A 21,717-nucleotide genomic window follows, 5' to 3' on the forward strand; every position below is an offset into this window, starting at 1 on the left:
GGCATGGTCCAAGGCATCTACGCCCCCCACCCCCTCTACGACGACGGCCCCGTCGAGGCCTACCGCGTCGCCTTCGAACACCACTGGCGCAAACGCACCGTCGGACGGGAAACCGGGGCACTGCTGGCCGCGAGTCTCATCCCCCGCGCCGTGTTCACCGAGGCCGGCGGGTTCGACGAGCGGCTGCGCGACGGCGAGGACGACGAGTTCGGCACCCGGCTGCCGGACCGGTACCGGCTGGTGGCGACCGACCGGGTGCTGACCCGGCACGACGACGTCGACCGGCTGCTGCCGCTGCTGCGGGAGCAGTTCGCGCGGGCCAGCACGAAACCTCTGCTCATGGTGCGGACATGGCGGCGGCAGCAGGCCGGTGCCACGGGCGCCCGGGTGGGGATGATGTCGCCGGACCGGTTCCGCCACCTCGAATGGTCCGCGCGATTGTCCCTGGTCGCGGCCGGCCTGGCGCTGCTGACCGTGCCGTTGACCGTGGTCCTGCCGTGGCTGCCGGTGACCTGGCCGGTGTTCGGGCTGGCGGTGGCGGCGGCCAACCACCGGTTCCTGCGGTTCGCGTACCGGCTGCGGGGGGCCCGGTTCGCCGTGTTCGCGGCCGGGATACACGTGCTGGCCCACGTCACGCTCGTCGCCGGGCTCGGCGCGGGGCTGCCACGGGCCGGGTACGCGCTGCTGCGGGAGCGGACGCGATCGCGCCCGGCGGAGACAGGGGCGCGTCGATGATTCTCGACACCGCGCTCAACCCGGACGCCGCCGAGCGGCCCGCACGACCGTGGCGACGACGGTTGTGGCGACTGGTCACCGTGGCGTTCGGCCTGATCGTCACCGCCGCCGTCGCGCGAGCCTTGGCCGACCAGGACTGGTCGGTCGTGGCCGTCCTGCTCCGGCAGCGCGACGGCACGCAGATCGGTCTGCTGCTCGCCGCCGCCCTGCTGGCGGCGACGGCGGGGCCGCTGCTGGGGATGCTCTCGTGGCGCACCGTCCTGCTGGAACTGGGCCCGCCGGTCGCCCTGACGCGCGTCGTACGCGTCTTCTTCGTCGGTTTCCTCGCCAAGTACGTTCCCGGGAAGGTGCCGGGCGTGGTGGCCGCCGTCAAGGTGGCCACGGCGAACGGGGTGACGCTGCCCCGGATGCTGGTGGCGGGGACGCTCAGCACGCTCCTGGTGCACCTGACCGGGCTGACCGTCGGGCTACTCGCCGGCGCGCAGGTGCTGGGTGGTCGGGCGGCGTGGCTGGTGCTGCCCGCCCTGCCGCTGCTGGTGGCGGTCTGCTGGCCGGGGCTGGTCGGCCGCGCCGCCGCACTGGTGCTGCGGCTGCTGCGCCGACCCGAGCCGGCGGGGTCGGTGTCCGGCCGGGCGGTGCGGGTGGCGGTGGCGTGGCAAACCCTTTCCTGGCTGGTCAGCGGCCTGCACCTGTGGCTCTTGGCGGTGGCGATGGGGGCCGCTGCCGGGCGCGCGCTGCCGCTGTGCGTGGGGGCGTTCGGGCTGGCGACGGTGATCGGCGTGCTGGCTGTCGTCGTGCCAGACGGGCTGGGGGTGCGCGAGGCGGTGCTGTCCGGGGCCCTGGCGCTGGTGCTGCCGCTGCCCTCGGCCGTGGCGGTGGCCGTGGCGAGCCGGTTGGTGACCACCGTCGGCGAGGTGGTGCTCGGCGGGGCGGCGCTGGGGGTGATGGAGGCAGTACATCGAAGGTCGTCCGCATCGGATGCGGCGCTCGTGAGGGGAGAAGAGAGTGACGGACAGGTTGATCGGGCTTGAGGAGTGCGAACAGCTGACGACGCGGGAGGTGCACGACCTCTACCGCCGGTACGTCAGCCGGTCGCAGGTGTCCCTGATGACGACGTTCGGTTTCGGCCGGGAACTGGTGGACCGGGCTGAGGGCGCCTGGGTGCACATGCGCGACGGCAGCCGGGTGCTGGACCTCTCCGGCGGGGTCGGGGTGCTCAACCACGGCCACAACCATCCGCGGATCCTCGCCGCGCGCGCCCGGTTCGCGCAGCAGCGGCGGATGGAGGTGCACAAGGCGTTCTTCTCCCCGTACCTGGCGGCGCTGAGCCACAACGTGGCCGCACTACTGCCCGGGGACCTGTCGATCTCCTACTTCCCCAACTCCGGCGCGGAAGCGAACGAGGGCGCCATCAAGATGGCGTACAAGTATCACGACGGTCGACGCGGGACCATTCTCCGGGCCGACATCAGCTTCCATGGCAAGACGCTCGGCGCGGGCAGCCTGACCGGGTCGGCGGAGAACCACTTCCGGTTCCCGGGGCTGCCCAACGCCGTGGTGTACCCGTACGGCGACGTGGCGGCGGTGCGGGCGGCGGTGGAGGCCACCCGCCGTCCGGACGGCAGCTGCGACGTGTACGCGCTGCTGGTCGAACCGTTCAGCGCGTCGAGCATGCGCTGCTGGTCCGAGTCGGCGCTGCGGGAGCTGCGGCGGCTGTGCACCGACGAGGACATCGTGCTGATCTTCGACGAGGTCTACACCGGCTGGGGCAAGACCGGCAGCCTGTTCTACTTCATGCGCTACGACGGCCTGCTGCCGGACATCCTCACCTACTCGAAGTCACTCGGCGGCGGCAAGGCGTCGATCTCCGGCTACACCGCGCGGGAGCGGCTGTTCCGCAAGGCGTACGACCGCCTCTCCGACGTGATCCTGCACAGCACCACCTACTACGGCTTCGGTGAGGAGACCGCGACCGCCATCGAGGCGGTCAACGTGGTCGTCGACGACGACTTCCCGGGCCGAGCCCGGCAGGTGGAGGCGATCCTCGCACCCGGTCTGGAACGCATCCGCGAGAACCACCCGGACGCGGTGGACCGGGTTGCGGGGGTGGGGGCGCTGCACGGCGTGTTCCTCAACAGCGGCCCGAAGCTGCTGGAGCTGGCCGGCAAGCTGGTGCCCGGGTTCACCCACGACCCGAACTTCGGCACGAAGCTCATCACCCTGTCGGTGATCGCACACCTCTACCGCGAGCACAAGATCATGACGTACTACAGCCCGAACGCCGAGAACCCGCTCATGGTGGCCCCCACCCTCATGATCGAACCGGCCGACCTGGAGCACTTCCTCGGCGCGCTGGACGCCACACTGGCGCTGGGGCTGCGCCGTCTGCTCACCGGGTTCGTCCGGGAGAAGGTCGGTGCCGCGTGGTAGGCGACGACCGCCCGGTCGTGGTGACCGGAGCGAGCGGCATGCTCGGCGGCTTCGTCGTCCGCCGGCTGCGCGACGAGGGCATCCCCGTACACGGGGTGGACCTGCGCCCGCCGGCCGAGGCCGGAGTGGACGCCACGGTGGCCGACGTACGGGACCGACCCGCCATGACGGCGGCGTTCACCGGGGCCGGCGCGGTCGTGCACTGCGCCGCCGCGCTGCCCAGCTACGCGGCGGACGAGATCCGCTCGGTGATCGTGGACGGCACCCGCAGCGTGCTGACCGCCGCCCACGACGCCGGGGTGCCGCGAGTGGTACACATCTCCACCACCGCCGTGTACGGCCTACCCACGATGGTGCCCACTCCCGAAACCCACCCTCGCCAGCCCGTCGACACCTACGGACGCGCCAAGGCCGCCGCGGAACAGGTCGCCGAGGAGTTCCGTGAACGCGGGCTCTGCGTACCGATGCTGCGGCCGAAGACGTTCCTGGGCCCCGGCCGGATGGGCCTGTTCGCCATGCTCTTCGAATGGGCCCACGAGGGACGCCACTTCCCCATCCTGGGCCGAGGTGACATCCGCATCCAGATGTGCGCCGTCGAGGACCTCACCGAGTGCGTGCTCATCGCCCTGCGGGCCGACCCGGCCGTGGCCAACGACACCTTCAACGTGGCCGCCGCACGATTCGACACCCTCCGCGAGGACTTCCAGGCGGTCCTCGACGCCGCCGGCCACGGCCGGCATGTCATCTCCATCCCCGCCCGACCCGCCGTGCTCACCCTGCAACTACTCGGCCGGGCCCGGCTGTCCCCGGTCTACGACCGGCTGCTGCACAAACTCCTCGCCGACTCGTACGTCACCACCGACAAGGCACGGCAACGGCTCGGGTTCAACCCCCGACACTCCAACCAGGACGCCCTCCTGCGCACGTTCCGGTGGTGGCAGGCCCAACGGTCCCGAGGCGAGGCCCAGCAGGCCGGCCGCACCAGCCGCGAACCGTGGTCGCAGGGCGCGCTCCGCGTCGCGAAGGTGTTCTTCTGATGAGCCCGGCCATCGGCACCAGCCCGGCGATCGGGACCGCCGGCCCGCCGTCCACCGACGCCAGCCGCGCCGGCACCCTGGCCGGCGCCCTGGTACGGCTGGCCCGCCCCGAGCAGTGGCCCAAGAACATCCTCGTCATCTGCGTACCGTTGCTCGACCCGCTGTCCTGGAACCGCACCGCACTGGCCAACCTGGGCGAGGCGGTCGCCGCGTTCACCCTCGCGTCCGTCCTCGTCTACGTCCTCAACGACCTCGTCGACCGGCGACGCGACGCCCACAACCCGGGCCGCTGGCACCGGCCGCTCGCCTCCGGCCGGTTGTCCCCACGGGCCGCGCTGCTGTTCGCCGCGATCGTCGCGGTGCTGCTCGTCGGCGTGCTCAGCCCGCAGGCGGTGACCACCGTCTGGCCCGTGGCCGGGTACCTGCTGCTCAATGTCGCCTACTCCCTCGGCCTCAAACACGTTCCGCTGCTGGACGTCTTCCTCGTCGCCATCGGGTTCGTGCTCCGGCTCGTCTACGGGTACCTCGCCGCCGGCGCCACGATTCCCGGCTGGCTCCTGACCGCCGTGTTCACCCTGTGCCTGCTGCTCACCCTCGGCAAACGCCGCCAGGAACTGCACGACGCCGGCGTCGTCCACCGGCCCGCCCTGCGCGGTTATACCGTCGCCCTCACCGACCAGCTCATGCAGTTGTCCGCCGCCCTCACCGCCGGCAGCTACCTGCTCTATCTGCGGGACGAGGCGCCCCTGGGCGACCTGGCGTCGACAGCGGTGATCCTGCTGACCCCGATGGCCGTCTTCGGGCTGTTCCGCTACCTGCAACTCGTGCTGGTGCACAACGCCGGCGCGAGTCCGGTACGGGTGCTCGTCCGGGACCCCGCCCTGGTGGCCAACACACTCCTGTGGGCCGCCCTGTCCGGCGGACTGCTGCTCGCGGCCAGGGGGCAGTGATGACGGCCGACAACCGGTCGCCGGTGGCCGTCCAGGAGGCGGCACGGGCGACCGAGGACGCGGGCGCCCCGCGGGCGCGGCCACGGCGGTGGATCACCTGGCTGCTGCTGGGCGCGTCCGGGTCATGGCTGGTGTTCGTCGCGGCGCACCGGATCCTGTCCGGCCGGGTCTGGTGGTGGAATCTGCCGGACCTGGCGCCGCCGCTGCTCTTCCTCGCCGCCCCACTGCTCCTGCTCGCCGCGCTGCCCCTGGCCCGATCCGCCCGGCGGGTCCTCGCGGCGCTGGCCGTCGGGGCGCTCGCGCTGGGCTGGCCCTGCACGGGCGTCAACGTCGCCGCCCTGTGGCACCGCCCGCCGCCCGCGCCACCGGACGCGATCAACGTCTTCTCCTGGAACACCTGGTACTGGGACCAACTGGTCGCGACCGGCCCCCGAGGCGAACCGATCCGCGACCCGGACGCCTTCTACCGCTACCTGCACGCCCAGGCCGCCGACGTCTACCTCCTGCAGGAGCACCTCTACATCGACGGTGCGGACTGGTCGCCGCTGCCGGTGACCGACCTGGACCGGCTGCAGCACGAATTCCCCGGTTTCCACGTCGCGATCTCCGGTGAACTGGTGACGGTGTCCCGGTTCCCGATCGTCCTGGACCGTCCCGTCGACCTGCGCCCCTGGCTGGCCCGACCGTGGCCGGACCTACCCCCGGCCGACTCCCAGTTGCCCGCGTATCACACGGTCAAGACGCTCCGCACCGACCTGCTGGTCTCCGGCCGCGTGATCTCCTTCTACAACGCCCACCTCTACGTGCCGGTCGTCGGGCTGCCGGCTCGCGGCGGCCGCACCGCCGAGGACGCCCTCGCCCGCGACGACCTGCGAGCGGCCAACTATCGGGCGGTGGCCGCCGACATCGCCGACAACCCCCACCCGATCGTGCTGGCCGGCGACCTCAACACCTCGCCGGCCATGCGACTGGTGCGTACGCTGCCGGACCGCCTGGTCGACGCCACCCCCGCGCTCGACTCGCTCTACCCGGTCACCTGGGCCCGCTACGGGCTGCCGCTGTGGCGGCTCGACTGGGTGTTCACCACCACCGACGTCGCCGTGCACCGCTACCGGATCGTTCCCCAGGGCGGCCTGTCGGACCACAGCGGTCAGCTGGTCGTCGTGTCGCTCCGAGACTGTCCAGAAAGGACACCCTGTCGTTGACATCCTCCCGGCCCTGAAGGGACCGGGATTCTCACGGTCGCCCGTGAGGTTTCCTGTTTCATCGCCGACTGCCCGTCCGGGAGGACTTCTTCCCTTGAGGTCTTACACCAGCTCCGCAGGCGTTTTACCTCTCCGCCAGCCCGGCGGCGAGGATGTTCCTGGCAGCGTTGATGTCCCGGTCGTGCCCGGTTTGGCAGCCGGGGCACGTCCAGACGCGGTCGTTGAGGGCAAGGGTGGTGTTGATGCGTCCGCATGTCGAGCAGGTCTTGGACGACGGGTACCACCGGTCGATCGGGATCACCTCACGCCCGTACCACTGGGCTTTGTACTCCAGCATGCTGCGGAACTGGGACCAGCTCGCGTCGGAGATGACCCGGGCCAGGCGGCGGTTGCGCAGCATGTTACGCACGCTGAGGTCTTCGATCACGACCGTTTGAGTCTCACGGACGAGTCGAGTGGTCAGCTTGTGCAGGTGATCCCGCCGCCGGTCGGCGATCCGGGCATGAATCCGCGCCACCCGGAGCCGGGCCTTCGCCCGGTTCGCGGAGTCCTTCTGCTTGCGGGCCAGGTCCCGCTGCGCCCTGGCCAGCTTGCGCCGGTCGGCCTGCCCGAAACGCGGGTTGGCCACCTTCCCCTGCTCGTCGCTCACCCCCGGGATCGGACGGGACAGGGTGAGCAGACTGGTGATACCCGCATCCACCCCGACCACTCCGGCAACGGGCGGCAGCGGGTTCACCGTCGCGTCCTCCACCAGCAGGGACACGAACCAGCGGCCGGCGGCGTCCCGGGACACCGTGACCGTGGAGGGTTCCGCCCCTCCGGGCAGGGGCCGGGACCACACGATGTTCAGCGGGCTGTTCATCTTGGCCAAGGTGAGCTGACCGCCACGCCAGCGGAAGGCGGATCGGGTGAACTCCGCCGACGCCCGCGACTTGCGCTTGGACTTGAACCTCGGATACCGGGACCGCTTGTCCCAGAACGCCACGTACGCGGCCTGAAGATGCCGCAGTGTCTGCTGAAGCGTAACCGAGGACACCTCGTTCAGAAACGCCAACTCATCCGTGCGTTTCCACTCGGTCAACCACGCCGAAGACTGCACATACGTGCTGCGCTGACGATCGACCACCCACGCCCGGGTACGGGCCTCCAACGCACGGTTGTACACCAGACGCACACACCCGAACGTGCGGTTCAACTGCCCAGCCTGCTCAGGGGACGGGTAGAAGCGGTACTTGTACGCCCGCTTCACCACCTCACCCACAATTCACATTGCCATCGTCCATGCAGGACAAGCATCGAGGGGAGGGAGCGGCGTGTCCTCTCGGCCCTGAACGACCGGGTATCCACGCCGCAATTCCGATGAGCCACCCGGACCAGCGATACGACCTCACCGTCGCGTTGACCTACTACACCCCGTACACCAGCGGCGTGACCCACACGGCCCGCACCGTCGCCGAGGGGATGGCGGCGCGCGGCTGGCGGGTGGCGGTGGTCGCGAGCCAGCACGACCGGTCCACCCCGCGCCGCGAAACCCTCAACGGCGTGGACGTCTACCGGTCACCCGTGCTCGGCCAGATCACCCGGGCGCAGATCAGCCCGGCGTACCCGATCGAGGCGGCCCGGGTCGCCCGCCGGTCCGACCTGCTCTACCTCAACCTGCCGATGGCCGAGGCGGCGCTGCTGGCCCGCCTCGCCCGACCCACCCCGATCGTCAGCATGCTGCACATCGACCTGTACCTGCCGCCCGGCCCGCTCAACCGGATCGCCGTCGCCGCGTCCGACGTCACGTCCTGGGCCGCGCTGCGCCGCTCCGCGGCCGTGGTCACCAACAGCGAGGACCAGGCCCACGCGTCGAAGTTCTGGCCGCTGGTGCGCCAACGCGAATTCCGCCCCATCCCCGCGCCGTGCCTCGACCGCCGTGGCGGCCGGCCCCGTTACCGCCGGACCGGCGGGCTGCACGTCGGCTTCCTGGGCCGCATCGTGGAGGACAAGGGAATCCCCTATCTCGTACGGGCCTTCCGACGGATCGCCGACCCCGACGCCCGACTGCTGATCGGCGGCAACTACCGGACCGTGATGGGCGGCGACAACCTGGCGGACATCCGGTCGGAGATCGGCGCGGACAGCCGCATACAGGTCCTCGGCGAGCTGCGCGGCCAGGAGATCGCCGACTTCTACGCCTCAATCGACGTGTTCGCGCTGCCGTCCGTGGCGGAGTCGTTCGGCATCGTCCAGGCCGAGGCGATGATGTGCGGCGTGCCGTCGGTGACCACCGACCTGCCCGGCGGGCGTTATCCCGTCCTGGCCACGCAGTTCGGCACGCTGGTGCCGCCACGGGACCCGGCGGCGCTGCACCGGGCGATCCTCGACCTGGCGGCCGGCCCGGCGGACTGGCGGGAAGCCAAGGCCCGCGAGGCGCGAAAACTCTTCGCCGCCGACCGGAGCCTGGACGAGCACGAGGAACTGTTCACGCTGGTACGGGATCGGGCCGCCGCCCGGCGGACGCGGTAACGACTGGCACAGCCGCGGCACTTCGGCACCCTGCCGCTGGCGTCCGGCGAGGCACAGGGCTCGCCTCGATAAGCTGACCGGATCGGATCGGTGGTCAGCGCCGGCCATGTTCCAGGAGGGGCCAAGAGGATGACCGGTGGTGCCCGGCGGACCGGCCGAGGTCCCGCGGCCGGGCCGGGGCGGGACGAGTGCCTGGCGGCGATCGCCCGGGCCGCCAGCGCCGACGCCGGCGGGGTGCCGGTGGACCTGCTCGGCGACTACCTGTGGCTGCTCGCCGAGGCGGCGGTGACCGGCCGCCGGCCCCGGCGCGCCGAGCTCGACGCCGTGGGCGTGCTGGGACGGCGCGCCGCCGAGCAGGGCGTGTCGGCGGGGCGGGCGGTTCAGCTGTACCTCTCGGCGGCGCGGCGGCTGTGGCAGCAGTTGCCGCAGTTGACCAGTTCCACCGACAGCGAGGTGGTACGCGCGGCGGCCGAGGCCGTGCTGCACGTCGTCGACAACGCGGTGGCCACCCTCGCCGAGGGCTACGCCGCGGCCCGCCGCGAGCTGGTCCGGCGGGAGGAGACGCTGCGCCGGGAACTCGTCGACGACCTGCTGCGCGGCGACTCCGACCTGGGTGGCCTGGTGGAGCGCGCCGAACCGTTCGGGCTGGACCTGGCCCGGGTGCACCAGGTGGCGCTGGCCGCGCCGCGCCGGCGACTTCCGGACACCGACGCGGCGATCAGCGCGCTGGAAGCGGTCATCTTCGACCGACTCGGCGACCGTGACGTGCTGGTCGCGACGAAGGAAGGGCTGCTCGTGGTGATCGCCCCCGCCGACACGGTGTCGCCCGAGCGGGACGCCGCCCGCGGGCGGGAGTCGGCCGGCGACCTCGGGCGCCTGATGCACGCCGAGCTGGACCGCCTGCCGCGGGGCGGGCCGTGGCAGGTGGCGGTCGGCCGCCCGCACCCCGGCCTCTACGGCATCGCCCGTTCCTATGAGGAGGCCCGGGAGGCGTTGCTGACGGCGCAACGGCTGAACGCCGACGCCCCGGTCATCGACGCCCGCGACCTGCTGGTCTACCGCGTCCTGCTGCGGGACCAGCCCGCCATCGTCGACCTCGTCCAGGCGGCGCTGAGCCCGCTGGGCCACGCCCGCGGCGGAGCCCAGCCGTTGCTGGACACCCTGGACGCGTACTTCGCCACCGGCGGAGTCGCCACCGAGGCCGCCCGCCGGTTGCACGTGTCCGTCCGCACGGTCACCTACCGACTGGACCGGATCAGGACGCTCAGCGGTTACGACCCGAACGACCCGCGTGACCGGTTCACCCTGCAGGCCGCGGTGTACGGCGCGAAGGCGCTGGACTGGCCGCGCCAGCCGCTGCCCGGGCCCGCCTGATGACGGGCGGGCCGGGCGGCGTCAATTCTGGTCGTCGTCGGCGACAACGTCGAGGCCCAGCAGGCCGGCCAGCTTGACCGCCTCGGAGCGGGTGAGGCGCAGGCCGCAGGTGTTGTCCGGGTCGTCCCCGTCGTCGTAGATGACGTCCCGGCGGTCCAGCCCGCGGTATTCGATCACCCCGACCCGACGGCCGTGTGCCGTGGTGAAGGTGTGCCGTATCCCGATGCCGGGCAACGGCGTGTGTTCGATCTCCATCTGTGCTCCGTACGGAAAGGGCTGATGAGGGGGCCCCGGAAGGTGTGGCCGGTCGGCCGGCGACCCCGGCCGGTGGCTCGGGGCACGGCCCGGACCGGGGTGCGGTAGACGTGGGACGGCGCGCTCAGGCCGCGGCTGGCCGGCCCGGCGGCGCCCGGTCGGCCGACCACGCCGGAACACAGCCCGGGATGGCCCTCGCCGGCCTGGTCACGAAGCGCAGGATCCTCGCGCGGCCGGCCCGCCGGGCCGCGGTGAGCACAGCCACGACCACGAACATCGCCAGCGCGGTGCGCGAAGCGACGTCGAGTCGGAGCCGAGGGTCTCTCATGTCGCCACCATAGCCCGGCGGCCGGCATCCCGTCGCCGGCGCTGTCGCCGCCGGCTGCGGCCGGCTCCCAGGCGGGCCGGGGCCCGGGGCAGATCGCCGACGGCCGGCAACAAAGACGCTGGAAGTTGGCCGACCGTAGGCCATGTCGGTCCGTCGCTTCCGGCCGACTCTGGAGGTTCGACAGGGTTCTGACCGGCGAGGAGGTGCGTGATGACGGCCACCGAGCGTCGGCCGATGTCCCGGCGGCCCGCGCATCGACCCCTGTCCCGCCGCCCGGCGTTCCGGCCCCTGTCCCGCCGGCCCGCCCCAATCAGCACCCGGGGCACGGCCAGCGGCTGACCGGAGCCGTTGCGCGCCCCTCCGGTCCGCGCGTTTCCGCCATTTCCACGCCGCCCCGACACGGGGCGGCGCATCGGCATATCCACTGTGGAAGAAGAGGTCAGCATGCCCGTCACCCAGGCCCCCACCGGTCGCCCGTTGGACACCGCTGGCACCGTCTCCGCATACCGCACCACCAACGGGACGTCCACCACCCGTCCCAGCCCGATCGCCGTCGACCTCGGCAGCGGCCAGTTGCGGATCCGGCTCGGCGGTCACGAACCGATCACCACCCTGGTCGCCGACCGGTCGGCTCGCCGGTATCCGCTGGTACGACGCGGCCGGATCATCGACGGCCCCGGATGCACCACGGCGCTCACCCAACTGGTGCGCCAGCACCAGCCCGGGATGCCGGCCCGGCCGCTGGTCGTCGTGTGCCGGCCGTTGCTCACGACGGCGGCCGACCAGGACACCACCCGACGGGTCCTCGACGCCGTCTTCGCGCCCACGCGACTGTTGTTCATCGACACCGTGCGCGCCGCCGCCATCGGCGCCGGGGCCGGCGCCGGCACGCTGCTCGTGGCCGACGTCGGCGCCCAGATCACCGAGGTGGCCGTCCTGCGCGACAGCCAGGTCATCGCCGGCCGGCGGGTGAACCTGGGCACCTGCGACCTCGCCGACGGAGCGACCGTCGGCGTGCTCGCCGACCGGCTCGCCCGCCTGGTACGGGAGCTGACCCAGGGAACCGGCGCGGCGCCGGCGGCCGTCACCGCCCTGGCCCGCGGGATCGTCCTGGTCGGCGACGGCGCCACCCGACCCGACCTCCGGGACCGTCTCGCCGCGACGACGGGCATCCCGGTGCATCGCGCCGCAGGGCCTCGCACGGCCGCACTGACCGGCGCGAGCCTGGCCGCCGCGGCCGCGGCCCGCCATCCGGCTGTCGACAACTGAGCCGAGCCCCGACCGCCCCACCACCTATCGCACCGACCCGTACCGGCGCCTCCACGGAAAGGCACCCACCATGACGGACACGCTGCTCAGTCGTACCGCAGCCCTGCGCGACACCCTCGAACGGCAGTTCCAGGCGCACACCGGTCAGCTCATCGAACTCACCGGGTACAGCCGGGAACCCAACCATGGTGGCCACGACCCCGACACGCTGCGGGCGCTCATCGAGACCGCCCGCCAGGGCATCGCAGACAGCGCGGGGGCGCTGCGGCGCATGTCCGAGGGCACCTACGGCCGGTGCGAGAACTGCGGCAGCGAGATCCCGGTCGCCCGGCTGGAGATCCGGCCGTCGGCCCGCTACTGCGTCCCCTGCCAGCAGCGGCAGCACCGCTGAGCAGCACCGGGCGGGTCAGCCCGCCAACGCCGCGCTGATCGCGCGTACCTGCCCGGGCGCGACCGACCGCCAGAAGTCGCTGTCGTGGCAGCCGGTGCTGATCTCCACGGCGCCCGGGTCGGGCAGCCGGTCGCGCAGCGTGCGAACCGCCTCGGCGAACGGGTCGGCCGCGCCGATGGCGATCCGCACCGGCAGGCCGGCGAACTCGGGTGCCCGGGCGGTCACGTCGTACCGGTCCCACTCGGCGGCGCTGTCGAACGCGCCCGCGTTGACCCGCTTCGCGTCGGCGTACGAGTGGAAGACCGCTGGCGAGGTGGCGACCACGGCCCGGAACCGGCCGGGGTAGGTCAGCGCGGCGACCAGAGCGCCGTACCCGCCCATCGACCAGCCGGCCACCGCGACCCGGTCGGTGCGCAGCCCCCGCTCGGCGAGCAGCGGCAGGAACTCGTCGACGAGCATGCCGAGCGGGTCGTCGTCGGAGTGCGGATGCCAGTAGCCGTCCCCGCCGTCGGGGGCGGCAAGGGCGAACGGGGCCGCGCCCTCGGGTAACGCGCCGGCCAGGAACTCCGGGAATCCGCCCGCGCCGACGGCGCTGCGGGCGTCCGCCGCGTACCCGTGCAGGGCCAGGCAGACGGGCAGCCGCGCGCCCGGGGCGTACCCGGGCGGGTAGGAGAGGGCGAAGCCGACCTCCCGGCGGCGGGCCGCGGAGCGGAAACTCCCGGTGACCGGCGGCGGCGCGGGGGCGCGCGGCGCGTCCGGTGGGCGAGCGTCGCAGCGGCCGAGCGCGTGGTTCAGCACCGACCGGCCCGGCAGCACCTCGGCGTCGACCAGTGCGACGCCCGCCGCGCCGAGCCCGGCGATCCCGGCGGCGGCACCGAAAGACTGGAGCAGACGGCGTCGGCTCAGTGGCATCCGCTCAAGTTAGCCGATCCAGGGCGTCCGGCAACATGGCCAGGGTGGGCGCGACCTGCGAGTGCAGCGGCGTGGGCAGCGCGTCGCGGGTGTACCAGCCGAGCCGGTCGAACTTGTGCGGCTCACCGATGGCGACCGTGGCCGGGTCGACCCGGACCGCGAAGACCACCGCCACCCAGTGCGACGGCGGGTCGTCGCGCAGCACGTTGCGGACCCCGAGCAGGGTGATCGCCAGCGGGGACGTGGCGTACTCCTCGCCGACCTCGCGGGTGACGGCCGCGTCGAAGGTCTCCCCGAACTCCAGCGCGCCGGCGCCGGTGTCCCAGGTGCCGAGTTCGTCGCGGGCACCGGCGCCGCGCCGGGCCAGCAGCAGCCGGCCGGCACCGTCGTGGCAGACAAAGACACAGGACACCGAAGGGGTACGGGCAGACATCAGCTCATTCTGCGTGACCGGTCTCCTCGGCCGGCCCGGCCCCCGCGAGCAACACCTCAGCGGAGCTGGTCCGGGCGTAGAGCAGGAACCGCCCGGCCCGGTGGGCGCCCACCAGGCCGGCGTCGCGCAGCGCGGTGAGGTGGTGGGACACGGTGCCGGCGGTGAGCCCGCAGCGCCGGGCCAGCTCGGTGGTGGCGGCCGGCACGGCCAGCTCGTGCAGCAGGGTGGCCCGGGTGTGCCCCAGCACCCGGGCGAGCGCCTGGCTGGCCGGGGCGGCGCTGCGTTCCCAGAGCGTCCCGACCGCACGGGCCGGGTAGCGCAGGACGGGCTGCGCGGCCCGCTCGGTGAGGTTCGACCAGACCCGAGAGCCGGCGAAGACCGACGGAACCAGCAGCAGACCCCGACCCTCCAGCTCGACCGCACCCGCGCGGGTCAGGTGGTCGACGTGCAACGTCCCGTCGTCCCACGACACGTACGGGTCGATCCGGTCGAGCAGCCCCCGCACACCGTCGGCGGCCATCCGCCCGGCACCGACGAGCACCTCCCGCTCCAGCAGGGTCCGCATCCGCGGCCAGTACGGGGCGATGGCCGCCTCGACGTACCCGGCGATCGCCTCGACGAGGCGGGCGAGCCCGGCCGGCGGGTCGGCATGGAGTGCGGCGAGCCGGGGCGAGCGAGGACCGGGCAGCTCGTCCAGCCCGGCCCGGACCGTCTCGGGCGGCGTGGCGGCGAGCGCGGCCAGTTCGCACTCGATGGTGGGCTGCGCGGCCGACGGGGGCGGACAGACGAACGACGGGATCACCACGGTCGGCACTGGCACGAGGTCAGCGAGGAGCTGCCAGTCCACGGCGGACAGCCGTGGCTGGACCTGCCGGTGCCAGGGCAGATGTTGCGGGAACCACTGCGGGTTCTTGACCACCCGGACGCTGGCGACCGCCTCCCACAGCGGCGACACCGCGAACCGGATGTTGGCCAGGTCCCGCACCCCCAGCGCGACGCTCAGCACCGGCACCTCCTGGATTCGACGCTGCTCAAACTTATCGACCCCGATGCCGGCAGCGAGCAGGGTCGCTGCCATGACCGCCATCGCCGCCCCGGCAACGACCCGTTGGCCCCGCCCGTTCCGCTATGTCTACGCCGCCAACCTGGCCGACAGCCTCGGTTACCAGGTCGGTTACCTGGCCGTGCCGGTGCTGGCCGTGTCGGTGCTCGCCGCCACCCCCGGGCAGGTCGGTCTGCTCGCCGTGCTCGGCACCGCCGCCTTCCTGGTGGTCAGCCTGCCCGCCGGGGTGTGGGTGGACCGGTCACCCCGCCGCACCGTGATGATCACCGCCGACCTGGCCCGCGCCGCCCTGTACGCGTCGATCCCGCTGGCCTGGTGGGCGGACGCGCTCACCATCGGCCAGCTGTACGCGGTGGTCCTGCTCACCGGCATCGCCACGGTCTTCGGCGACGTGGCCGCGCAGAGCTTCCTGCCGGAGTTGGTCGGCCGGGACCGGCTGGTGGCGGCGAACTCCCTGCTGATGACCACCAACGCCACCGTCCAGATCGGTGGCCGGAGCTTCGGCGGACTGCTTGTGCAGTGGCTCGGCGCGCCGCTCGCGCTGGCCCTGAACGCGGCCACCCACCTGCTCTCCGCGCTCGCCCTCACCCGGATACGACCCACCGCCGCGGCCGGGACCGGCCGGGACCGGCCCGAAGGCTGTTTCGGCCGGCAGCTCTCCGACGGGGTACGGCACGTGCTGGGCAACCCGCTGCTGCGCCCGCTGGCCATGTCGCTGGCCGGCATCAACCTCACGGTCAACCTGATGACCACCATGCTGCCGGTGGTCTTCCTGCGGGAACTCGGGCTCGGCGCTGGCGCGCTCGGGCTCTTCCTCGGCGCCGGCGGGGTGGGAGCACTGCTGGGCGCGGTGACGGCCCGTCCGCTGGCCAACCGGATCGGGCACGGCCGGGCGCTGTGGCTGCCCGGGGTGCTGGTGGCTCCGGCCGGCGCGCTGGTGGCGCTGATCGACACCGGAGTCTGGCTGTGGCTGGCCGGATTCGGCTGGCTGGCGCTGGCCTGGCGGACCGGGGTCGGCAACGTGATCAACGTCAGCTTGCGGCAGCGGGTCACCCCCGACGTGCTGCTCGGCCGGATGAACGCCACGTTCCGCTTCCTGCTCACCGGCGCGATCGCGGTCGGCGCCGGGCTGGCCGGCCTGCTCGGCCAGTACGCAAGCCCCCGTACCTCGCTCTGGATCGGGGCGGTCAGCGCCGCGCTGACCTGGCTGCCGGTGTTCCGCTCGCCGCTGCGGACCCTGGCCGACCCGGCCGAGCTACCGGCGGTCCCCCGCTGACGGCGAACCCGCGCCGATCGTCGGCCGCCGCCGGCGCGCCTCCCGCTGTGGTGGCTGGCGGGGGCTGTTACCTGGCGGTTACCCCGCTGCGAAGCAGCAGTGGCATGGCAGGTCGACCGTCGAGCCACGGGACCACCGGAGACGGTCCGGTGATCGTCCCGAGCATCGACAGGAGGACAGCGATGAGACTCAGGAGAGCACTGCTGGCGCTGGTCGTCGTGCTCGGCGGCCTGGTCGCCGGCGTCGGCGGCCTGGTCGCCGGCGTCGGCGGCGCCACGGCGGCCACCCCGTACTGCGGAATCACCTGGGGCAGCACGGCGAAGGCGGGCGGCACGCTCAGCACGGCCCCGCTGATCGAGGTCCGCACCGGGCAGCACGACTGCTGGGATCGGGTGGTCTTCGAGTTCGCCGGCCCGGCGGACGGCTGGTCGGTCGGCTACGGCGAGACGTACACCGAGGGGCAGGGGCTGGCGCTGTCCCCGTACACCGCCGGGGGCGCGGTGCTGCGGGTGTCGTTGCGGGCGCCCGCGTACGACGCCGGCCACGCCGCCACCGTGCCGTACCGCACCGGTGAGCACGCCGCGAACGCGCTGGGCTACCGGACGCTGCGGGACGTGGTCTTCGGCGGCAGCTCCGAGGGCTACACCACCTTCGCCGTGGGCGTGCGCGCCCAGCTGCCGTACCGGGTCTTCGTGCTCAGCGGCCCGGGTACGCACAGCCGGATCGTCCTCGACGTGGCCCACCAGTGGCAGCAGTGACCCCACCGCCGGTGATGGGGGCCGACCGGGCCCCCATCACCGACCGTTGCGCCAGGGCCCCGCAGCGTCGCACCCGGCTACCCTGAGCGTCATGGAGGGCCGCGTGCTGGTCGTCGAGGACGATGCCTCCATCCGGGAGGTCACCGCCCTCGGTCTGCGCCGGTCCGGGTTCCGGGTGGACACCGCCGTGGACGGCCCGGCGGCCCTCGCCGCGTGGCGGGCCCAGCCGGTCGACCTGATCGTGCTCGACGTGATGCTGCCCGGCCTCGACGGCTACGAGGTGTGCCGGGAGATCCGGCGGACCAGCCAGGTGCCGATCCTGATGCTCACCGCCCGCACCGACACCATCGACGTGGTCGTCGGGCTGGAATGCGGGGCCGACGACTACCTGCGCAAGCCGTTCGACCTGCCGGAGCTGGTCGCCCGGGTCCGCGCCGTGCTGCGCCGCACGGTCGCCCCGGCCACCGAGACCACGGTGACGGCCGGGCCGCTGGAGATCGACCCGACCCGCTTCGTGGCCCGCAAGGCGGGCCGGGAGCTGACCCTGACCGCGACCGAGTTCCGGCTGCTGCTGGAACTGGCCCGCCGCCCCGGGCAGGTGTTCACCCGCGAACTGCTGCTCGACCGGGTGTGGGGCCACAGCTACCTCGGCGACTCTCGCCTGGTGGACGTGGCAGTGCAACGGCTGCGCGCCAAGGTGGAGGACGATCCCGGCGCCCCGACGCTGATCAGGACGGTCCGCGGGGCAGGCTACAAGCTGTCGACGGGGTGACGGCGCGATGGCGGCGGGCACGGTCGCACCCGGGCGTCTGCGGCGCCGGCTCGTCATCGCGTTCGTGCTCGTCGCCGGGGTCTCCGCCGGCGCGCTCGCCGTCGGCTCGTACCTGATGCTGCGGCAGGCCCGGTACGACGGCTCGCTGCAACGCGCGGCGGCCGACGCCCGCTACCAGCTCGTGCTCGCCGCACAGTTCCTGCCGCTGACCGACGCCCGCCGGGCCGACCTGCTGGCCACCTTCGAGCAGAACGGCCGCCACGTGCTGCTGGTCGCCGGCGACACCCAGGCATCGAACCCCCGGTACGCGCCGACGCCCGGCCGGGCCCTGCGGGCCAGCGTCGCCGCCGGGCAACTCGGCTACCAACGCTCCCCCGGCGGCACCCGGCCGCACCTGCTGGTGGTCGGCGGCCGGATCCCCGGCTCCGCCGCCGAGCTGTACGTGGTGACCGTGGAGGACGACCTCGAAGACGGCCTGAACCAGCTCCGCACCGCGTTGGCGGTGGGCTGGGTCGCGGTGGTGCTGCTCGCCGCCGGGGTGGGCAACACGCTCGCCCGGCGGACCCTGGAACCGGTGGGCCGGGCCAGCCGGGCGGCCCGGGCGGTCGCCGAGGGATTGCTGGACACCCGGCTTCCGGTACGCGGCCGGGACGAGTTCAGCGCGTGGGCCGCCTCGTTCAACGAGATGGCCGAGGCGCTGGAGACGAAGATCGAAGCACTGTCCCGGGCCCAGGCCCGGGAGCGGCGGTTCACCGCCGACGTGGCACACGAGCTGCGTACCCCGGTCACTGCCCTGGTGGCGGCGGCGTCGCTGCTCGCCGACCAGCTGGACACGCTCCCCACCGACGCGCGCCACGCCGCCGGACATCTCGTCACCGACGTGGTCCGGCTGCGCCGGCTCGTCGAGGAGCTGATGGAGATCTCCCGCCTGGACGCCGGACGGGAGGCCGTGTCGGTCCAGCCGGTGGACGTCGTCGCGCTGCTGCGCGCCATCGTCGACGCGCGCGGCTGGGCCGACCGGGTCACCGTGGCCGGGGCGGCGCCCGCGACCGGCACCGACCCGCGTCGGCTGGAACGGGTGCTGGCCAACCTGCTGGCCAACGCCGTCGAGCATGGCGGCGGCACGGCCAGGGCCGACGTACGACACGCCGACGACACGATGACCGTCGAGGTCACCGACCGGGGGCCCGGCATTCCCGCCGAACACCTGCCGCACCTGTTCGAGCGCTTCTACAAGGTCGACCCGTCCCGCACCGGACCCGGCAGCGGCCTCGGCCTGGCCATCGCATTGGAGAACGCCCGGCTGCTCGGCGGACGCTTGGCGGTGAGCAGTGAGGTCGGCCGAGGCACCCGCGTCCGCCTCGAACTGCCCGTCGACTACGGAGGTGACCGATGCGACGCCTGATCGCCCCGCTCGCGGCGCTGCTGCTGCTCGCTGCCGGCTGCACGCCGGCCCGAAGCGGCACCCTCGGACCGGCCCCGCGCGGATCCTCCCCGACCGCCGGCGCCACCCCGACAGGCGCGGCTCCCGGCCCGTCCTCCCCCGCCCCCTCGTCCGGCGAGCGAACCCCGTCCGCGTCCGCCGGCGCGACCGCCCCGGCGGGGACGGTCACCGTGCAGCTCTGGTTCACCCGCGACGGTCGGCTCGTGCCGGCCCGGCGTACGCTGCCCGCCACCCTGACCACCTCCCGGCTGGCGCTCACCGAACTGGCCGCCGGACCGTCCCTGGCCGAGACCGCCACCGGCATGACCACCCTGGTCCCGCCCGGCGGGCAGGTGACCCGGATCGCCGGTGGGGTGGCGACGCTGGCGCCACCCGCCGGCCTCGACAGTGGCGGCGCGACGAACGCCCGGCTCCGCCAGGCCCAGATCGTCTGGACGCTGACCCAGTTCCCCACCGTACGCCGGGTGGCCTTCGCCGACGCCACACCGACCGGCCGCGACGACTACGCCGACCTGCTGCCGCCGATCGTGGTGACCGCACCGGCCGTCGGCGACCGGATCACCAGCCCGGTCACCGTCACCGGCACCGCCGAGGTGTTCGAGGCGACGGTGAGCATCCGGGTGCTGGACGCCGCCGGCCGGGAGATCGGCACCGCGTTCACGCTCGCCGCCTGCGGCTCCGGCTGCCGCGGCGACTACCGCGTGAACGTCGGCTACCGGCGGGCCACCGCCGGACCGGGCACAATCGAGGTGTACGAGGTGTCGGCGCGGGACGGCTCCCGGGTCAACGTCGTGGCGATCCCCGTCGTCATGGCCGTCGCGGGCTAGGCACGGTCACCTGCTCGATCAGGTCGGCGGCGGCGGTCGCGCCATCGGCCGAGCGGATCTGCTCGCCGAGCCGGGCGGCAGCGGCACGATGCGGACCGTCCCCGAGCATGCGTTCGATCGCGGAGCGGATGTCGGCGACCGACGCGGACCGGCGCAACACGGTGGCGGCGCCCTGACGGGCCACCGCCCGGGCCACCGCGGGCTGGTCACCGAGCGCGGACATGGGGATGAGCACCATCGGCAGGTCGTGCGCCAGCGCCTGGACGGTGGTGCTGTGCCCGGCGTGCCCCACGACCAGGCTCACCGCCGGCAGGATCGGTGCGTGCGGCAGGAACTGGTGCACCTCGGCGTTGGCCGGTGGGCGGATCTCGTCGGGCCGAATACTGTGGCCGGTCGTGACCACCACCCGCACGGGCAGGCCGGCGACCGCGTCCATGATCGACTGCAGCACGGCCCGCTGACCGACGTAGTAGATCGAGCTGAGGCTGACGAGGATCCGCGGCTGCCGTGCGTGGGGCGTCGGAGCGGGCGCACCGACGGGCCACACCGGGCCGGTGACCCGCGCGTTCGCGGGCAGCGCGGCGGCGGCCTCCTCCAGATCCGGGGCGGTCGCCACCAGGCTCAGCTCGCTGCGCCCCCACAGCCGAGCCGGCGGCATGCCCTTGGCCCGCGCGGCCAGCCCGATCGGCCCCCGAGCCCAACCCTTGCCGCTCAGGTAGCGGTAGAGCGTGTGCATGAGGGTGACCTGCGGAACGCCGAGATCCTGAGCGGCCTGGATACCGGCCAGCAGCATGCAGTCGACCACGGCGACATCGGCCGGCTCGCGGCGCAGGGCCTCGGCCACGTCCGCGCCCACGGCCTTCTCGGTGAACAGGCGCAGATACTTCACCGCCCACTGCGGGCTTGTGGTGTGCGCCACCGGCGACCAGGCGCGGGCATGCCGGTACGACTCGAAGCGCAACCCGGCCGCCTCCACCGCCTGGCGTTGGTGCGGATGACCGAGCAGGCGAACCGCGTGGCCACGACGGTGGAGCTCGGCGGCGATGCCGAGTGCCGGCGGCACGTTGCCGCCACCATCCCAGGTGACGAAGAGCGATGACGTCATCGTGACTCTCCAAGGATCGCGGTGATGAGGTGTCGGACCCGGGCTTCGGCCTGCTCCCTGGGCAGCCGGCGGTCTCGGGTGAGAAGCTTCCACGTGTACAGGTCCGTCGCGATGACCAGCAGATCGGTGATCGTTTCCCGCGCGTCGGACGACCGGGCTGCGAGCATCGGCGCGAAGACCTCACCGACCCAGTCGCGATGCGTTCCGCGCCCCTGCTCGGTCACCGCGTAGGCCTTCGGGTCGCGCGTCTCCTGGGCGAGGAGGCGCAACATCACCTCGCCCCAGCGCTCGTAGTGGTCGAACAACGTCTGAACCGCGGCGGCGATGTCGCCGACCGGGGCGCGTCGTTCCGCGGCGACCTGCTGCACGGCGTGCGCCGCGGCCGCCTCGAACAGGCCGTCCCGGCTGCCGAAGTGCCGCAGCACCGTCTGCACGCTCACACCGGCGGACTCCGCGACATCGTTGAGGACGATCTCCATCGACAGCTGCCGAAGGACCAGCGCCACCGTGGCGTCCAGGATGCGCTGCCTGGTCTGCGCCGCCGCGGCCGCCCGCGCCGTCTGGACGTAGGCCCGCTTGGCGTTCACACGTCTCAGTGAACGCTGCGGGCCACTTTCATGTCAATGGCGTTGACGCGAAATT

22 protein-coding genes and 1 pseudogene are annotated in these 21,717 nt (G+C 73.2%); 15 read left to right on the forward strand and 8 right to left on the reverse strand.

What is annotated here, in order from left to right:
* The 6 genes and pseudogenes from AB0C02_RS21915 to AB0C02_RS21940 form a co-directional block, all read left to right on the forward strand.
* Window positions 1–735: pseudogene (locus tag AB0C02_RS21915) on the forward strand (hypothetical protein); the annotation flags it as partial.
* Complete coding sequence (locus tag AB0C02_RS21920) at window positions 732–1,766, forward strand: lysylphosphatidylglycerol synthase domain-containing protein (protein ID WP_357550540.1); 1,035 nt, start codon at window positions 732–734, stop codon at window positions 1,764–1,766. The pseudogene AB0C02_RS21915 and the gene AB0C02_RS21920, both read left to right, overlap by 4 nt.
* Window positions 1,767–1,842: 76 nt before the next feature.
* Window positions 1,843–3,165: an aminotransferase class III-fold pyridoxal phosphate-dependent enzyme gene (locus AB0C02_RS21925; protein WP_357550577.1), complete on the forward strand. Its 1,323-nt coding sequence runs from the start codon at window positions 1,843–1,845 to the stop codon at window positions 3,163–3,165.
* Window positions 3,159–4,202 (forward strand): NAD-dependent epimerase/dehydratase family protein, encoded by a 1,044-nt coding sequence (locus AB0C02_RS21930; protein WP_357550541.1) that lies wholly within the window; start codon window positions 3,159–3,161, stop codon window positions 4,200–4,202. The genes AB0C02_RS21925 and AB0C02_RS21930 overlap by 7 nt, the downstream gene beginning before the upstream one ends.
* Entirely contained in the window at window positions 4,202–5,152 is a 951-nt protein-coding gene (locus tag AB0C02_RS21935; RefSeq protein ID WP_357550542.1) for a UbiA prenyltransferase family protein, read from the forward strand. Before AB0C02_RS21930 ends, AB0C02_RS21935 begins: the two co-directional genes overlap by 1 nt.
* Window positions 5,152–6,357 (forward strand): endonuclease/exonuclease/phosphatase family protein, encoded by a 1,206-nt coding sequence (locus tag AB0C02_RS21940; protein WP_357550543.1) that lies wholly within the window; start codon window positions 5,152–5,154, stop codon window positions 6,355–6,357. Before AB0C02_RS21935 ends, AB0C02_RS21940 begins: the two co-directional genes overlap by 1 nt.
* A gap of 124 nt (window positions 6,358–6,481) precedes the next feature.
* Here AB0C02_RS21940 and AB0C02_RS21945 read toward each other — a convergent pair whose 3' ends face one another.
* The gene (locus AB0C02_RS21945; RefSeq protein ID WP_357550544.1) at window positions 6,482–7,618 is read right to left on the reverse strand and encodes an RNA-guided endonuclease TnpB family protein; all 1,137 of its coding nucleotides are present in this window, start codon (window positions 7,616–7,618) and stop codon (window positions 6,482–6,484) included.
* Between the two features lie 98 nt (window positions 7,619–7,716).
* Here AB0C02_RS21945 and AB0C02_RS21950 point away from each other — a divergent pair, with 98 nt between their 5' ends.
* A complete protein-coding gene (locus tag AB0C02_RS21950; protein ID WP_357550545.1) occupies window positions 7,717–8,868 on the forward strand; it encodes a glycosyltransferase family 4 protein in 1,152 nt (383 codons plus the stop codon).
* A gap of 129 nt (window positions 8,869–8,997) precedes the next feature.
* The gene (locus tag AB0C02_RS21955; RefSeq protein ID WP_357550546.1) at window positions 8,998–10,242 is read left to right on the forward strand and encodes a helix-turn-helix domain-containing protein; all 1,245 of its coding nucleotides are present in this window, start codon (window positions 8,998–9,000) and stop codon (window positions 10,240–10,242) included.
* Between the two features lie 21 nt (window positions 10,243–10,263).
* Here the strand turns inward: AB0C02_RS21955 and AB0C02_RS21960 are convergent, their stop codons facing one another.
* Window positions 10,264–10,497 (reverse strand): potassium transporter TrkA, encoded by a 234-nt coding sequence (locus tag AB0C02_RS21960; RefSeq protein WP_357550547.1) that lies wholly within the window; start codon window positions 10,495–10,497, stop codon window positions 10,264–10,266.
* Window positions 10,498–10,621: 124 nt separating this feature from the next.
* On the reverse strand, window positions 10,622–10,825 hold the full coding sequence (locus AB0C02_RS21965; RefSeq protein WP_357550548.1) for a hypothetical protein: 204 nt from the start codon (window positions 10,823–10,825) through the stop codon (window positions 10,622–10,624).
* 444 nt (window positions 10,826–11,269) lie between these two features.
* On the opposite strand from AB0C02_RS21965, the gene AB0C02_RS21970 reads away from it, so the two are divergent.
* Both AB0C02_RS21970 and AB0C02_RS21975 read left to right on the forward strand, forming a co-directional pair.
* On the forward strand, window positions 11,270–12,094 hold the full coding sequence (locus tag AB0C02_RS21970) for a rod shape-determining protein (RefSeq protein ID WP_357550549.1): 825 nt from the start codon (window positions 11,270–11,272) through the stop codon (window positions 12,092–12,094).
* A 70-nt stretch (window positions 12,095–12,164) separates the two neighbouring features.
* A complete protein-coding gene (locus AB0C02_RS21975; RefSeq protein ID WP_357550550.1) occupies window positions 12,165–12,485 on the forward strand; it encodes a TraR/DksA family transcriptional regulator in 321 nt (106 codons plus the stop codon).
* Between the two features lie 15 nt (window positions 12,486–12,500).
* Here the strand turns inward: AB0C02_RS21975 and AB0C02_RS21980 are convergent, their stop codons facing one another.
* The 3 genes from AB0C02_RS21980 to AB0C02_RS21990 are packed head-to-tail and all read right to left on the reverse strand — an operon-like array spanning window position 12,501 to window position 14,908.
* Window positions 12,501–13,397: an alpha/beta fold hydrolase gene (locus AB0C02_RS21980; protein ID WP_357550551.1), complete on the reverse strand. Its 897-nt coding sequence runs from the start codon at window positions 13,395–13,397 to the stop codon at window positions 12,501–12,503.
* Window positions 13,398–13,401: 4 nt separating this feature from the next.
* Window positions 13,402–13,830: an NUDIX domain-containing protein gene (locus AB0C02_RS21985; RefSeq protein WP_357550552.1), complete on the reverse strand. Its 429-nt coding sequence runs from the start codon at window positions 13,828–13,830 to the stop codon at window positions 13,402–13,404.
* Between the two features lie 4 nt (window positions 13,831–13,834).
* Entirely contained in the window at window positions 13,835–14,908 is a 1,074-nt protein-coding gene (locus AB0C02_RS21990; protein ID WP_357550553.1) for a DUF5937 family protein, read from the reverse strand.
* Between AB0C02_RS21990 and AB0C02_RS21995 the strand changes: the two genes are divergently transcribed.
* From AB0C02_RS21995 to AB0C02_RS22015, 5 genes are all read left to right on the forward strand, one after another.
* Entirely contained in the window at window positions 14,907–16,169 is a 1,263-nt protein-coding gene (locus AB0C02_RS21995) for an MFS transporter (protein ID WP_357550554.1), read from the forward strand. The two genes, AB0C02_RS21990 and AB0C02_RS21995, sit on opposite strands and share 2 nt — an antisense overlap.
* A gap of 182 nt (window positions 16,170–16,351) precedes the next feature.
* Window positions 16,352–16,927 carry a hypothetical protein gene (locus tag AB0C02_RS22000; protein WP_357550555.1) on the forward strand — a complete coding sequence of 192 codons (576 nt, stop codon included), beginning with the start codon at window positions 16,352–16,354 and terminating at the stop codon, window positions 16,925–16,927.
* Window positions 16,928–17,018: 91 nt separating this feature from the next.
* Window positions 17,019–17,699, forward strand: coding sequence for a response regulator transcription factor (locus AB0C02_RS22005; protein ID WP_357550556.1), 681 nt, complete (start codon window positions 17,019–17,021; stop codon window positions 17,697–17,699).
* A gap of 7 nt (window positions 17,700–17,706) precedes the next feature.
* The gene (locus tag AB0C02_RS22010; protein WP_357550557.1) at window positions 17,707–19,104 is read left to right on the forward strand and encodes a HAMP domain-containing sensor histidine kinase; all 1,398 of its coding nucleotides are present in this window, start codon (window positions 17,707–17,709) and stop codon (window positions 19,102–19,104) included.
* Window positions 19,092–19,970 carry a Gmad2 immunoglobulin-like domain-containing protein gene (locus AB0C02_RS22015; RefSeq protein ID WP_357550558.1) on the forward strand — a complete coding sequence of 293 codons (879 nt, stop codon included), beginning with the start codon at window positions 19,092–19,094 and terminating at the stop codon, window positions 19,968–19,970. The genes AB0C02_RS22010 and AB0C02_RS22015 overlap by 13 nt, the downstream gene beginning before the upstream one ends.
* Here the strand turns inward: AB0C02_RS22015 and AB0C02_RS22020 are convergent.
* Window positions 19,951–21,075 (reverse strand): glycosyltransferase, encoded by a 1,125-nt coding sequence (locus AB0C02_RS22020; protein ID WP_357550559.1) that lies wholly within the window; start codon window positions 21,073–21,075, stop codon window positions 19,951–19,953. The two genes, AB0C02_RS22015 and AB0C02_RS22020, sit on opposite strands and share 20 nt — an antisense overlap.
* Window positions 21,072–21,662 (reverse strand): helix-turn-helix domain-containing protein, encoded by a 591-nt coding sequence (locus tag AB0C02_RS22025; RefSeq protein ID WP_357550560.1) that lies wholly within the window; start codon window positions 21,660–21,662, stop codon window positions 21,072–21,074. The genes AB0C02_RS22020 and AB0C02_RS22025 overlap by 4 nt, the downstream gene beginning before the upstream one ends.
* Window positions 21,663–21,717 lie beyond the last annotated feature (55 nt).

The organism is Micromonospora sp. NPDC048999 (genome assembly GCF_040649295.1).
Lineage (GTDB): Bacteria > Actinomycetota > Actinomycetes > Mycobacteriales > Micromonosporaceae > Micromonospora.

Excerpts from the sequence above, each read along its gene's own strand:
- AB0C02_RS21975 (WP_357550550.1), top strand. The coding sequence starts at position 12,165 with ATGACGGACACGCTGCTCAGTCGTACCGCAGCCCTGCGCGACACCCTC.
- AB0C02_RS22015 (WP_357550558.1), top strand. The coding sequence starts at position 19,092 with ATGCGACGCCTGATCGCCCCGCTCGCGGCGCTGCTGCTGCTCGCTGCC.
- AB0C02_RS21940 (WP_357550543.1), top strand. The coding sequence starts at position 5,152 with ATGACGGCCGACAACCGGTCGCCGGTGGCCGTCCAGGAGGCGGCACGG.
- AB0C02_RS21995 (WP_357550554.1), top strand. The coding sequence starts at position 14,907 with ATGACCGCCATCGCCGCCCCGGCAACGACCCGTTGGCCCCGCCCGTTC.
- AB0C02_RS21950 (WP_357550545.1), top strand. The coding sequence starts at position 7,717 with ATGAGCCACCCGGACCAGCGATACGACCTCACCGTCGCGTTGACCTAC.
- AB0C02_RS21985 (WP_357550552.1), bottom strand. The coding sequence starts at position 13,830 with ATGTCTGCCCGTACCCCTTCGGTGTCCTGTGTCTTTGTCTGCCACGAC.
- AB0C02_RS22005 (WP_357550556.1), top strand. The coding sequence starts at position 17,019 with ATGGAGGGCCGCGTGCTGGTCGTCGAGGACGATGCCTCCATCCGGGAG.
- AB0C02_RS21955 (WP_357550546.1), top strand. The coding sequence starts at position 8,998 with ATGACCGGTGGTGCCCGGCGGACCGGCCGAGGTCCCGCGGCCGGGCCG.
- AB0C02_RS21970 (WP_357550549.1), top strand. The coding sequence starts at position 11,270 with ATGCCCGTCACCCAGGCCCCCACCGGTCGCCCGTTGGACACCGCTGGC.
- AB0C02_RS21960 (WP_357550547.1), bottom strand. The coding sequence starts at position 10,497 with ATGGAGATCGAACACACGCCGTTGCCCGGCATCGGGATACGGCACACC.
- AB0C02_RS21935 (WP_357550542.1), top strand. The coding sequence starts at position 4,202 with ATGAGCCCGGCCATCGGCACCAGCCCGGCGATCGGGACCGCCGGCCCG.
- AB0C02_RS21920 (WP_357550540.1), top strand. The coding sequence starts at position 732 with ATGATTCTCGACACCGCGCTCAACCCGGACGCCGCCGAGCGGCCCGCA.
- AB0C02_RS22010 (WP_357550557.1), top strand. The coding sequence starts at position 17,707 with ATGGCGGCGGGCACGGTCGCACCCGGGCGTCTGCGGCGCCGGCTCGTC.
- AB0C02_RS21925 (WP_357550577.1), top strand. The coding sequence starts at position 1,843 with ATGACGACGTTCGGTTTCGGCCGGGAACTGGTGGACCGGGCTGAGGGC.
- AB0C02_RS21965 (WP_357550548.1), bottom strand. The coding sequence starts at position 10,825 with ATGAGAGACCCTCGGCTCCGACTCGACGTCGCTTCGCGCACCGCGCTG.
- AB0C02_RS21980 (WP_357550551.1), bottom strand. The coding sequence starts at position 13,397 with ATGCCACTGAGCCGACGCCGTCTGCTCCAGTCTTTCGGTGCCGCCGCC.
- AB0C02_RS22020 (WP_357550559.1), bottom strand. The coding sequence starts at position 21,075 with ATGACGTCATCGCTCTTCGTCACCTGGGATGGTGGCGGCAACGTGCCG.
- AB0C02_RS22000 (WP_357550555.1), top strand. The coding sequence starts at position 16,352 with ATGAGACTCAGGAGAGCACTGCTGGCGCTGGTCGTCGTGCTCGGCGGC.
- AB0C02_RS21990 (WP_357550553.1), bottom strand. The coding sequence starts at position 14,908 with ATGGCAGCGACCCTGCTCGCTGCCGGCATCGGGGTCGATAAGTTTGAG.